This is a genomic window from Terribium retamae, from assembly GCF_022347545.1.
GTDB classification, from domain to species: domain Bacteria; phylum Pseudomonadota; class Alphaproteobacteria; order Rhizobiales; family Rhizobiaceae; genus Mesorhizobium; species Mesorhizobium retamae.
On record NZ_JAKREW010000080.1, the window covers coordinates 1 to 11,389 of the forward strand.

Consider the following 11,389-nt stretch of genomic DNA (forward strand, 5'->3'; position numbering starts at 1 on the left):
GCACCGACGTCCTGCCAACCGGCCGCAACCTGTTCACCGCCGATCCGCGCACCATGCCGACGCCGACCGCCTTCGACCTCGGCAAGGCAGCGGCCGATGAGATCGTGGTCAGCTACATGCAAAGCCATGGCGACTGGCCGCGAGCCCTGGTCATCGACCTCTGGGGCTCGGCATCGTTGCGCACCGGAGGCGAGGAGATCGCACAGGGCCTGGCACTGATGGGATGCCGGCCGCAATGGGATGCCGCCACTGGTCGCGTGACCGGTATCGAAGTGCTGCCACCCGCCGCGCTCGGACGGCCGCGCGTCGATGTCACCTGGCGCATATCAGGCCTGTTCCGCGACATGTTCCCCACCCAGATCGCGCTGATCGACGCGGCGGCGCGTGCGGTCGCGCAGCGAGACGAAGATGACAGCGAAAATCCTCTTGCAGCGGCGACGCGAAAGGCAGGCCGGGTCGAACCACGCATCTTTGGTTCCTCGCCCGGCACTTACGGCGCCGGCCTGGAGGCGATGCTCGCCAGCGGCGAATGGGAACGGCGCGAAGAACTTGGCCGAGCCTATCTTGAAGCCGCCTCCCACGCCTATGGCGGGGCTGAAGGCGAAGGCTCCGCCGCGCCTGGCGCCTTTGCCGATCGCATCGCGGAAGCCGATCTGCTCGTGCACACCGGCGACGATCCGGGCCGTGACATCCTCGAAGGCTCGGCGGACGTTGCTTTCATCGGCGGTTTCTCCGCCGCTCTTGCCGCGCTCGGCAAAAGCGCAGACGTTATCGTGCTCGACACGACAGACCCAGCGAAGCCCAAACCACGCTCGGTATCGGAGGCCGTCACGCGCGTCGTGCGGGCTCGCGCCATCAACCGCCGTTTCATCGAGGGGCAGATGAGGCACGGACCGCGTGGTGCCTCGGAATTCGCTGAAACGGTCGATCGCCTGATCGGCTTCGCAGAAACCACCCACGCCATTGCCGGCAATCTGATCGGTGCCGTGCACGATGCCTATCTCGGCGACGAGGCCGTGCGAGCCTTTCTGCTGGCGGAAAACCCGCAGGCCGCGAAATTCATCGCCGAGCGCTTCCAATCCGCCAGGCGGCGCGGTCTGTGGCATCCGTTGCGGAACTCGGTCGATGACGATCTTGCGGTGCTGATTGCTGAAGCCGATAGTCGTGCCGCTAGGGGAGCGGAGGCGGCAGAATGAACGCCTTCGAGCGCCGTGGTGCCTGCCCCGCCCTGTCCGCGCCGATGCAGACTGGCGACGGCTTGCTGGTACGGCTCAACCCCGTCGCGGGAGGACTTTCTCCCAAGGCGCTGATCGGACTCTCGGATTCGGCCGCACGCCATGGCAACGGCATCATGGAAGTCACCGCGCGCGGTTCGATCCAGATCCGAGGCCTGACCATGGCGAGCGCCGGACAGTTGGCGGCAGAAGTGAACGCCTTGGGGATTGCGGTGCGAACCGGTGTTCCGGTCGAAACCGGCCCCTTGGCCGGGCTGGACGCGCAGGAGATTGCCGACCCGCGCCCGCTGGCCGAGGCAATCCGCAAGGCGATCGAAAGAACCGATCTGACCGGCAAACTGGGACCGAAAGTGTCCGTCGTCATCGACGGCGGCGGCGCTGTCCGCCTGGACACTATACTGGCCGACATCCGGCTCGTCGCCATTGAGGATGAAGGCAATGTAAAGTGGCATCTTGCCACGGGAGGAACAGCGATAACCGCAAGGCCGCTGGCTTCGCTGGATGAAGCGGACGCATGCGATGCGACCTTGACGATCCTTCAGGCTATCGCCGCAAGGGGGAGCGAGGGTCGAGCTCGTGACTTGACCGCCCTTTTCCTGTCCGAGGCGTCCGGTCCCGCTGCACCGCCACCTGAACGACATCACCCAACCGATTCCATTCCCATCGGAATCCTCTCCCTCGCCAATGACGCTCACGCGGCAGGCATCGCCCTGCCCTTCGGATCGATGCCTGCCGAACGGATCGCAAAACTCTGTTCGGAAGCAGCCGAGCGCGGCGCCAGGGAAATTCGTCCTGCGCCAGGACGAACCCTGCTGTTCCCGGGCCTGACCCGAGAAGCCTGTACCGACCTGCAACATGCGGCCCAGATACTCGGCTTCGTGACCGAGACCGCCGATCCGCGCTTGCATATCGCGGCCTGTCCGGGCGAGCCCGCTTGCGCCTCCGGCCGGATCGCGACGCGCCAGATCGCCGAAACGGTTGCCTCCAATCATGCCGGCTTGCTCGACGGCTCTTTCACCTTGCATATTTCCGGCTGCGCCAAGGGCTGCGCACATCCCGCAACTGCAGCACTGACATTGGTCGGCGGCGAAAACGGAGCCGGACTTGTCGTGGACGGGACGGCGAAGGCTCTTCCGCCCCGATACAGCCCGCGATATGAAGCCGCGCGCGGCCTTGGCCGCGTTGCCGCGCTGGCTGGCAGCGCCAGGCACAGCAACGAAACCGTCGCCGCCTGCCTTGCCCGGCTGGGTGATGCGGCGATCACCGACGCCTTCGCGAGATTGGGTACGGATTGAGTATGGCAGCCTACGATTACATCCATGACGGCAACGCCATTTATGAACGTTCCTTTGCCATCATCCGCGCCGAAGCCGATCTCTCGCGCTTCACAGAGGCCGAAGCCGACATCGCCATCCGCATGATCCATGCCTGCGGCCAGGTCGAGGCAGCAAGGCATTTTGTGTTTTCACCTGATTTCGCCACTGCCGCGCGCAATGCGCTCAAATCGGGCGCCCCGATCCTGTGCGATGCCGAAATGGTGTCGCATGGCGTCACCCGCGCCCGCCTGCCGGCCGGAAACGATGTGATCTGCACGCTGCGTGATCCGCGCACGGCCGATATCGCCAAGGCGATCGGCAACACCCGTTCGGCGGCGGCAATCGATCTCTGGACCGAACGGCTCGAAGGCGCAGTGGTTGCGATCGGCAATGCGCCGACGGCGCTGTTTTATCTCCTGGAGAAACTGCGCGACGGCGCACCGAAACCGGCCGCGATCATCGGCATGCCGGTGGGCTTTGTCGGTGCTGCCGAATCCAAGGACGCGCTGGCCGAGAATTCCTACGGTGTGCCGTTCGCGATCGTGCGCGGCCGGCTGGGCGGCAGCGCCATGACGGCTGCGGCGCTGAACTCGCTGGCGAGGCCGGGCCTGTGAGCGCGCCGGCGAAAGGCCGCCTGGTCGGTGTCGGCACAGGGCCTGGCGATCCGGAACTGATGACGCTCAAGGCTGTGCGTGCGCTGGCCGAGGCGGACGTCGTGGCGCATTTCTCCAAGCGCGGGGCCAACGGCAATGCGCGTACCATCGTCGGTGCACATTATCGGCCGGACTGGATCGAACTGCCGCTGGTCTACCCGGTTACCACGGAAATCGACAAGGACAGTGACGACTACAAGGCGGCTATCACAGGCTTCTACGAAGACTCCGCAAGCAAAGTCGCCGAACATCTCGACCAGGGCCGCACCGTCGCCATCCTCTCCGAGGGCGACCCACTTTTCTATGGCTCCTATATGCATCTGCATGTGCGGCTCGCCCATCGTTACCCAACCGAGGTCATTCCCGGCGTGACGGCGATGTCCGGCTGCTGGTCGGCCAATGGCCTGCCGATCGTGCAGGGTGACGACGTCTTGACCGTCCTGCCGGGCACGATGAATGAATTCGAATTGACCCGACGCCTGGCCGATACCGATGCCGCCGTCATCATGAAGGTCGGCCGCAACCTGCCGAAGATCCGTCGCGCGCTGGATGCCAGCGGCAAGCTCGCACGCGCCGTCTATGTCGAGCGCGGCACCATGCCGGGTTCGGTTTCGATGCGCCTGCAGGACAAGCAGGACGACAAGGCACCCTACTTCGCGGTGGTTCTGGTGGCAGGCTGGTCCGGGCGTCCGGGGGCAAGCCTATGAGCGGCCGTCTCTTCGTCATAGGCCTCGGCCCCGGCAATGCGAACCAAGTGACGCCGGAAGCGAACCATGCGGTTGCGGAGGCCGAGTTCTTCTACGGCTATAAGCCCTATGTCGACCGTCTCGAACTGAAACCGCACCAGATCCGGATCGCTTCCGACAATCGTGAGGAACTGGCGCGCGCCAAGGAAGCGATCGTCAAGGCGGCCGACGGCCATGCGGTGGCCGTCGTCTCCGGTGGCGACCCAGGCGTTTTCGCCATGGCCGCCGCGGTATGCGAGGCGATCGAGGAAGGCCCGGCCGAATGGCGCGACATCGACCTGCAGATCGTGCCCGGCGTCACCGCAATGCTCGCCGTGGCGGCACGTGCCGGCGCACCGCTCGGCCATGATTTCTGCGCCATTTCGCTGTCCGACAATCTGAAACCCTGGGACCTGATTGAACTCAGATTGCTTGCTGCGGCAGGTGCGGGATTCGTGATCGCACTCTACAATCCGATCAGCAAGGCTCGTCCCTGGCAGCTTGGCCGCGCCTTCGAAGCACTCAGCGCCATTTTGCCGGGCACGACGCCAGTGATTTTCGGCCGGGCAGCCGGCCGCCCGGACGAGCGTATCGAAGTCGCATCGCTGGCTTTCGCCCGAGCCGACATGGCTGATATGGCCACCTGCGTGATCATCGGATCGGCCGAGACCCGTGTCATCAAGCGCAACGGCAAGCCGGCGCTGGTCTACACACCGCGCTCAGCCACGGGACGCAGAGAATGATCGACAATGGCGATCAGTTCCGGAATGCTGGGCGCCGAAGGCACCCCCGGCAGGGCGGGCCTGCGGATCATCACCACCTCGATGCCAAGCGCCCGCGCCGCCGCGATCTTGCCATAGGTCGCATCGCCACCGCTGTTCTTGGAAACGATGACGTCGGTCTGATGTTCGACCAGCAATCGATGCTCGTCCGCCTCACGGAAAGGTCCGCGCGCCAGAAGATAGTCGACATGCGGAACGCCAAGCGGCGGCTCGACCGGATCGACGCTGCGCAGCAGGTAGTGGTGTTGGGGTGCGGCTTCGAAAGCGCCGACCTCTTGACGTCCAAGTGCCAGAAAGACGCGTCGGGCGGACAGCCCCAATGCGACGGCAGCAGCCGAAGCATCGTCCACCTCCGTCCAGCGGTCGCCGTCTTCTCGCTCCCAGCCCGGTCGACGCAACGCCAGGATCGGCACGCCGGCACGTTGCGCGGCTTTGGCCGCATTGTCGGAAATGCGCGCGGCATAAGGATGTGTCGCGTCGATCAGCAGATCGATCCTGGTATCTCTCAGATAGCCGGCGAGGCCCTCGGCACCGCCGAAACCGCCGACACGCGTCGGCACCTGCTGGGCAATGGGTTTTTCGGTGCGGCCCGCCAGCGAAAGGGTCACTTCGACATCGGGCCTTGCCGCCAATTGGCCGGCCAGTTGCCTGGCCTCGGTCGTTCCGCCCAGAATGAGAATACGGTGGGACATCATGCCTGCTGAGAAAGAAACACATGCCCTGCCAGCCTGGCTTGCCATTGTCGGCATCGGCGAGGACGGTGTAGCGGGTCTGGGCGACGAGGCCAAGCGGCTGATCGCAGAGGCCGAGTTCGTTTTCGGCGGCAAGCGACATTTCGATCTCGCCGGCTCCCTCGTCACCGGCGAGACGCATCAGTGGCCGACACCTTTCGATCCGGAAATGGAAGCCGTCCTCGACCGCGCCGGCCGCCGCGTCTGTGTGCTCGCTTCCGGCGATCCCTTTTTCCACGGCGTTGGGGTTACGCTGGCGCGCAAGGTCGCAGCCGCCGACATGGTCGTGGTGCCGGCTCCCTCCTCCTTCTCGCTGGCCGCTTCGCGGCTTGGCTGGGCGCTCCAGGACATCGAGACGATTTCACTGCATGGCCGCCCGCTCGACCTGATCCGGCCGCTGCTGCATCCGGGCGCCAGGGTCCTCGCATTGACCTCCGACGGCGCGGCACCGGCCAAGGTGGCAACGCTGCTTTCGGGGCTTGGCTTCGGCGCGTCCCGACTGACCGCGCTCGAGGCATTGGGCGGCCCGGATGAAGTCGTCCGCAGTGCACGCGCGGATGATTTCAATCTCAAAAACGTCAATCCACTCAATGTGCTGGCGCTCGAGATTGAATCGGAAGCGCAAGCGCGCATCCTGCCCTTGGCTTCTGGTCTTTCCGATGACCTGTTCGAGAGCGATGGACAGATCACCAAGCGCGAAGTACGCGCCATCACGCTGTCCGCACTGGCACCGCGCCGCGGCGAAATGTTGTGGGACATCGGCGCCGGCTCAGGCTCCATCGCCATCGAATGGATGTTGTCGCATTCCTCGTTGCGCGCCGTTGCCATCGAGGCCGACCCCGAGCGTGCCGAACGCATCCGGCGTAATGCGTCGGCCTTCGGCGTGCCAGGCCTGGCGGTGGTCGAAGGCGAAGCTCCGAGCGCGCTGGCAGGCCTGCCGGCACCGGACGTGATTTTCATCGGTGGTGGCGGTACCGATGCAGGCGTGTTCGACGCGGCGCTGAAGGCGTTGCCGTCCGGCGGTCGCTGCGTCGCCAACGCCGTAACCCTGGAAATGGAAACGCTGCTGGTCGCCCGCCAGGCAGAGTTGGGCGGCACGCTGACCCGCATTGCCATTTCGCGCGCGGCCCCGGTCGGCACCATGCAGGCCTGGCGGCCGGCCCTGCCGGTTACGCAATGGAGTTGGGTCAAGCCATGATCGTCGCAGGCATAGGCTGTCGCAAGAATGTCGACGCGGCCGATGTGCTGGCGGCCGTGGAGGCAACACTTCGCAGCCACGAACTCGATCGCTCAGCGCTTTCCGCGCTCGCCACGACCGGTTTCAAGCGAAATGAAGCGGCCATCTTTGATGCCGCTCGACAGCTTGGTCTCGAGGTGATCGTCGTCGAGAGCGTCGATGTGGGTGAGACCCGAAGCACCCTCACCCATTCCGATACTTCCCTCGCTGTTGCCGGCTCGCCATCCGTTTCGGAAAACGCGGCGCTGGCGGCAGCGGGCAAGGATGCGCGTCTGCTTGGACCGCGTCTCGTCACCGGCGCTGTCACCTGCGCCATAGCTGTCAGCGGAGCCTCGGCATGACCGTGCATTTCATCGGCGCCGGTCCGGGCGCCGCCGATCTCATCACCTTGCGCGGCGCCAGGCTGCTCGCCTCCTGTCCCGTCTGCCTCTATGCCGGTTCGATCGTGGCACCGGAACTGCTCGACCACTGCGCGCCGGGTACGAAGCTGGTCGACACCGCGCCGATGTCGCTGGACGAAATCGAAGCCGAATATGTTGCCGCCGAGAAGGCCGGACAGGATGTTGCGAGGCTCCACTCCGGCGATCTCTCGGTATGGAGCGCGGTTGCCGAGCAGATACGCCGCCTCGAACGCAACGGCATTGCTTATACACTCACCCCGGGCGTGCCTTCCTTCGCCGCAGCGGCAGCGGCGCTGAAGCGTGAGCTGACCATCCCGGAAGTGGCGCAAAGCCTGGTGCTGACCCGTGTTTCGGGCCGTGCTTCAAAAATGCCGCCGGGCGAAACCCTGTCAGCTTTTGGCCGTACGGGCGCGACGCTGGCAATCCATCTCGCCATCCACGCCATCGAACAGGTCGTCACGGAACTGACCCCGTATTATGGCGGCGATTGTCCCGTCGCCATCGTTTTCCGTGCCAGTTGGCCGGATGAGCGCGTCATCCGTGCGACCTTGGAGACCGTAGCAGCAGCCCTGGCCGCCGATCCGATTGAACGCACTGCACTGATCTTCGTCGGGCGCTCGCTGGCTGCCGAGGATTTCACCGAAAGCTCGCTCTACGACCCCTATTACCAGCGCCGTTTCAGGAACCGGCAATGACGCTTTCCTCGACATTCGAAAGGCTCACCGCCCACAAGCCGCAGCTTGAGCCCGGCCACGTCTGGCTGGCTGGCTCCGGCCCGGGCGACCCCAGCCTGCTCACGCTGGAAGTGCTCTCCGCGCTCAACCAAGCCGACGCACTGGTGCACGACGCGCTGGTCTCGCAGGAGATCATCGACGTCGCCGAGCAGGCCGAGAAATTCTATGTCGGCAAGCGTGGCGGCAGGCTGTCCATCCCGCAAGGCGACATCAACACGCTTCTGGTGAAGCTCGCCAAGGAGGGCCGCAAGGTGGTGCGCCTGAAAGGCGGCCACCCCTACGTCTTCGGGCGGGGTGGCGAAGAAACGCTGGCCCTGGCTGAAAGCGGCATTCCTTATCGTGTCCTGCCCGGCGTAACCTCAGCCTTCGGCGGACTGACCTCGGCCGGAATTCCAGCGACCATGCGCGGCATCAACGGCGCCATCATCCTGGCGACCGGCTTTGCCGCGGTCTCCGACGATCGTCCGGACTGGCAGGCGCTTGCCCGCACCGGCCAGCCCATCGTCATCTATATGGGCCTGACCCACATGGAGGCGACCGTGGCCGATCTGCTGGCCGGCGGGCTGGCACCGGATACGCCGGCCGCATTGATTGAAAACGCCACACTGCCGCAGGAACGCACGGTCGTCGCCACGCTTAGCACGCTGGTGGAGGCCGCCGCGCGCGAAACGATCGTCTCGCCGGCGCTCATCGTCGTCGGCGGCATCGTTGCCATGCGCGAAAGATTGGCTGCCAAGCCATGAACGCCAGCGCCCTCATCGTCGGCGCACCGCGATCCGGCTCCGGCAAGACCAGCGTCACCATCGGCATTCTGCGCGCACTGGCCCGACGCGGCGTGCGCGTGCGCGGCGCCAAATCAGGTCCCGACTACATCGATCCCGGCTTCCATGCTGCCGCCACCGGTCTTCCCGGCGTCAATCTGGACAGCTGGGCAATGCCGCCTTCCCTGCTCAACGGCCTGGCGGCCCGCGCCGCCGATGATGCCGAACTGGTCGTGCTTGAAAGCGCCATGGGCCTGTTCGACGGCATTCCCTCGCCGGACGGACGCACCGGTTCGGCGGCAGACCTTGCCCGGCTCTACCGGTTGCCGGTGCTGCTTGTGCTCGACGTCTCCGGCCAGTCGACGACGGCCGCAGCGGTTGCCAAGGGTTTTGCCTGCTACGACCCCGATGTGCGCATTGCAGGCGTCGTGCTCAATCGCCTTGGCAGCGAACGTCACCGCAAGCTCTGCGCCGACGCGATCGAGGCACTCGGCTTGCCCGTTGTGGGTGCCATCCAGCGCGATTCGGCCTTGGCCTTGCCTGAACGCCATCTCGGTCTCGTGCAGGCCAGCGAGCATGCTGGGTTGATGATCCATCTCGATCGGCTGGCCGACATGGCCGAAACCTCCCTCAATCTCGATGCGATCATGGCGCTGGCCGCGCCACTGCAACCGGCCGCAGGCGGGTTCGGCGCGGCACTGCCGCCGCCCGGCCAGCGCATTGCACTCGCGGAAGACGCCGCCTTCACTTTCGTCTATCCGCATGTCGTCGCGCATTGGCGCGAAGCCGGCGCCGAGATCGTGCCTTTCTCGCCGCTGGCCAACGAGGCGCCGGACGCCAGCTGCGACGTCTGCTGGCTACCGGGTGGTTATCCTGAACTCCACGCCGGCAAGCTGGCGGCCGCTGGCAAATTCAGCGCCGGCATGCGGCGCTTTGCCGAGACGAAACCGGTGCATGGCGAGTGCGGGGGCTTCATGGCGCTGGGCGCGGCACTCGAAGACGCCAACGGCGTCACCCATCCTATGCTCGGCCTGCTCGGCCATTCGACCTCGTTCGCCAAGCGCAAGATGAATCTCGGCTACCGCGAAGCGAGGCTGAAGAACGATTGTGCCCTCGGCGCAGCCGGCGCAATCGTGCGCGGCCATGAATTCCACTATGCGCAGGTGATCGATGCCGGTTCCGACGACCCGCTCGCCGAGCTCGCCGACGGCCTTGGCAACCCGCTTGGCGCATCGGGTGCACGGCGTGGCCATGTCAGCGGCACGTTTTTCCATGCCATTGCGATGAACCCATGAGCACCGCATCCGCTCCAGCCAAGATCGCCACCGACATTGCACTGTCTCTGGTCTTCTTCACCCGCCTGCCCTTGTCGGTTTTTGATTTCGGCGACCGCAAGCTGGCCGACGCGATCTGGGCGGCACCGATCGCCGGCGTGGTCGTGGCGGTCATCGGCGCGGCCGTGTTCACGCTGGCAACGAGCCTCGGCGTCGGCCCGGGCCCCGCTGCCGCACTGGCACTGGCTGCGATGATTGTCTCCACCGGTTCCTTGCACGAAGACGGCTTTTCCGACGTCGCCGACGGGTTCGGCGGCGGCCGCACGCCGGAACGCAAGCTGGAGATCATGCATGACAGCCGCATCGGCGCCTATGGCGCTTGCGCGCTCGGCCTGAGCATCCTCATCCGCTGGAGTGCGCTGGCTGAATTCTCCAGTGGCTGGTCCGCCCTTCTGGCCCTGATCGCTGCCCAGGCTGCCTCGCGCGGCTTGCTGGGCGCCTTTCTTCACTGGCTGCCGCCCGCCAATGCCGAAAGCCTGTCCGCCCGCGTCGGTACGGTCTCGCAGGGCACCGCGCAGACCGGCATCGTGCTGGGCGCAGTAACGTTGCTTGTGCTGGGCCCAGGGGGTGCAGTTGCCGCCGCTATCCTGCTCGCCTTGATATTTCATGGTTTCCGAAAGCTCTGCCTCAACCAGATCGGCGGCCATACCGGCGATGCCGCCGGCGCTCTGCAACAGCTTGGCGAAATCGCCGTCCTCATCGTCGCATCCGTTGCGCTCACCTGATTCTGTCTCGGAGACAAATCCGTCATGTCCTTCAAATCCTTCGATGAACTGCGCGACGCCTGCCGCAACCTGCCGGCTGGCAACGAGGCCGCGGCAGCGGCGGTCGCACGTCGCCAGGACACATTGACGAAGCCTCAGGGCAGCTTGGGCAGGCTGGAAACCATCGCCGCCTGGCTGGCCCGCTGGCAGGGCCGCGACATGCCCAGGCTCGATCGGGTTAAGGTCTTCGTCTTCGCGGGCAACCACGGCGTCACCGCCCAGGGCGTTTCCGCCTACCCTTCAGAAGTCACGGTGCAGATGGTGGCCAACTTCGCGCATGGCGGCGCGGCCATCAACCAGCTTGCCCGCGCAACCGGTGCGGAGCTCGATGTCATTCCGCTCGATCTCGACCATTCGACCGGCGACTTCACGCAGGATGTCGCCATGGATGAGGCAGCTTTCCTCGCCGCTGTCTCCGCCGGCTATGATGCCGTGGATGCGGACCTCGATCTCGTCTGCCTTGGCGAAATGGGCATTGGCAACACGACGCCCGCGGCAGCCATCTCCGCTGCATTGTTCGGGGGCGGCGCCGAGAAATGGACTGGTCGCGGTACCGGCGTCGACGATGCCGGGCTGAAGCGCAAGATTGTAGCGATCGAGGCCGGCTTGAGCCGCCACGCCGCAGCGCTTGCCGATCCGCTCAGGACGGCGGCGGCGCTCGGCGGACGTGAACTCGCTGCCATCTTCGGCGCGACGCTTGCCGCGCGTCACCGCAA

13 protein-coding genes are annotated in these 11,389 nt (G+C 65.6%); 12 read left to right on the forward strand and 1 reads right to left on the reverse strand.

Annotated elements, in window-relative coordinates:
• The 5 genes from L4923_RS29760 to L4923_RS29780 form a co-directional block, all read left to right on the forward strand.
• On the forward strand, nt 1-1,196 hold a 1,196-nt coding region (locus L4923_RS29760), incomplete at its 5' end, for a cobaltochelatase subunit CobN (protein WP_239370720.1).
• Nucleotides 1,193-2,530 (forward strand): precorrin-3B synthase, encoded by a 1,338-nt coding sequence (cobG, locus tag L4923_RS29765; RefSeq protein WP_239370721.1) that lies wholly within the window; start codon nt 1,193-1,195, stop codon nt 2,528-2,530. The genes L4923_RS29760 and cobG, both read left to right, overlap by 4 nt.
• 2 nt (nt 2,531-2,532) lie before the next feature.
• Entirely contained in the window at nt 2,533-3,165 is a 633-nt protein-coding gene (locus tag L4923_RS29770) for a precorrin-8X methylmutase (protein WP_239370722.1), read from the forward strand.
• A complete protein-coding gene (locus L4923_RS29775; protein ID WP_239370723.1) occupies nt 3,162-3,911 on the forward strand; it encodes a precorrin-2 C(20)-methyltransferase in 750 nt (249 codons plus the stop codon). Before L4923_RS29770 ends, L4923_RS29775 begins: the two co-directional genes overlap by 4 nt.
• Complete coding sequence (locus tag L4923_RS29780) at nt 3,908-4,672, forward strand: precorrin-3B C(17)-methyltransferase (protein ID WP_239370724.1); 765 nt, start codon at nt 3,908-3,910, stop codon at nt 4,670-4,672. The genes L4923_RS29775 and L4923_RS29780 overlap by 4 nt, the downstream gene beginning before the upstream one ends.
• Here L4923_RS29780 and L4923_RS29785 read toward each other — a convergent pair.
• A complete protein-coding gene (locus L4923_RS29785; protein WP_239370725.1) occupies nt 4,636-5,403 on the reverse strand; it encodes a cobalt-precorrin-6A reductase in 768 nt (255 codons plus the stop codon). The genes L4923_RS29780 and L4923_RS29785 overlap by 37 nt on opposite strands.
• A gap of 1 nt (nt 5,404) precedes the next feature.
• Between L4923_RS29785 and cbiE the strand changes: the two genes are divergently transcribed.
• The 7 genes from cbiE to L4923_RS29820 form a co-directional block, all read left to right on the forward strand.
• Nucleotides 5,405-6,640, forward strand: coding sequence for a precorrin-6y C5,15-methyltransferase (decarboxylating) subunit CbiE (gene cbiE / locus L4923_RS29790; protein WP_239370726.1), 1,236 nt, complete (start codon nt 5,405-5,407; stop codon nt 6,638-6,640).
• Nucleotides 6,637-7,020 (forward strand): cobalamin biosynthesis protein, encoded by a 384-nt coding sequence (locus L4923_RS29795; protein ID WP_239370727.1) that lies wholly within the window; start codon nt 6,637-6,639, stop codon nt 7,018-7,020. The genes cbiE and L4923_RS29795 overlap by 4 nt, the downstream gene beginning before the upstream one ends.
• Nucleotides 7,017-7,775 carry a precorrin-4 C(11)-methyltransferase gene (gene cobM / locus L4923_RS29800; protein ID WP_239370728.1) on the forward strand — a complete coding sequence of 253 codons (759 nt, stop codon included), beginning with the start codon at nt 7,017-7,019 and terminating at the stop codon, nt 7,773-7,775. Before L4923_RS29795 ends, cobM begins: the two co-directional genes overlap by 4 nt.
• The gene (gene cobA / locus L4923_RS29805; protein ID WP_239370729.1) at nt 7,772-8,557 is read left to right on the forward strand and encodes a uroporphyrinogen-III C-methyltransferase; all 786 of its coding nucleotides are present in this window, start codon (nt 7,772-7,774) and stop codon (nt 8,555-8,557) included. The genes cobM and cobA overlap by 4 nt, the downstream gene beginning before the upstream one ends.
• Nucleotides 8,554-9,870 (forward strand): cobyrinic acid a,c-diamide synthase CobB, encoded by a 1,317-nt coding sequence (locus tag L4923_RS29810; protein ID WP_239370730.1) that lies wholly within the window; start codon nt 8,554-8,556, stop codon nt 9,868-9,870. Before cobA ends, L4923_RS29810 begins: the two co-directional genes overlap by 4 nt.
• Nucleotides 9,867-10,634 carry an adenosylcobinamide-GDP ribazoletransferase gene (locus L4923_RS29815; RefSeq protein WP_239370731.1) on the forward strand — a complete coding sequence of 256 codons (768 nt, stop codon included), beginning with the start codon at nt 9,867-9,869 and terminating at the stop codon, nt 10,632-10,634. The genes L4923_RS29810 and L4923_RS29815 overlap by 4 nt, the downstream gene beginning before the upstream one ends.
• A 24-nt stretch (nt 10,635-10,658) precedes the next feature.
• Nucleotides 10,659-11,389 (forward strand): nicotinate-nucleotide--dimethylbenzimidazole phosphoribosyltransferase (locus tag L4923_RS29820; RefSeq protein ID WP_239370732.1); only part of this gene is annotated, 731 nt, incomplete at its 3' end.

What these genes read in the sequence shown, in the direction of transcription:
- L4923_RS29780 (WP_239370724.1), top strand. Translation starts at nt 3,908, where the DNA reads ATGAGCGGCCGTCTCTTCGTCATAGGCCTCGGCCCCGGCAATGCGAAC.
- cbiE (WP_239370726.1), top strand. Translation starts at nt 5,405, where the DNA reads ATGCCTGCTGAGAAAGAAACACATGCCCTGCCAGCCTGGCTTGCCATT.
- cobM (WP_239370728.1), top strand. Translation starts at nt 7,017, where the DNA reads ATGACCGTGCATTTCATCGGCGCCGGTCCGGGCGCCGCCGATCTCATC.
- L4923_RS29815 (WP_239370731.1), top strand. Translation starts at nt 9,867, where the DNA reads ATGAGCACCGCATCCGCTCCAGCCAAGATCGCCACCGACATTGCACTG.
- L4923_RS29785 (WP_239370725.1), bottom strand. Translation starts at nt 5,403, where the DNA reads ATGTCCCACCGTATTCTCATTCTGGGCGGAACGACCGAGGCCAGGCAA.
- cobA (WP_239370729.1), top strand. Translation starts at nt 7,772, where the DNA reads ATGACGCTTTCCTCGACATTCGAAAGGCTCACCGCCCACAAGCCGCAG.
- L4923_RS29770 (WP_239370722.1), top strand. Translation starts at nt 2,533, where the DNA reads ATGGCAGCCTACGATTACATCCATGACGGCAACGCCATTTATGAACGT.
- L4923_RS29810 (WP_239370730.1), top strand. Translation starts at nt 8,554, where the DNA reads ATGAACGCCAGCGCCCTCATCGTCGGCGCACCGCGATCCGGCTCCGGC.
- cobG (WP_239370721.1), top strand. Translation starts at nt 1,193, where the DNA reads ATGAACGCCTTCGAGCGCCGTGGTGCCTGCCCCGCCCTGTCCGCGCCG.
- L4923_RS29795 (WP_239370727.1), top strand. Translation starts at nt 6,637, where the DNA reads ATGATCGTCGCAGGCATAGGCTGTCGCAAGAATGTCGACGCGGCCGAT.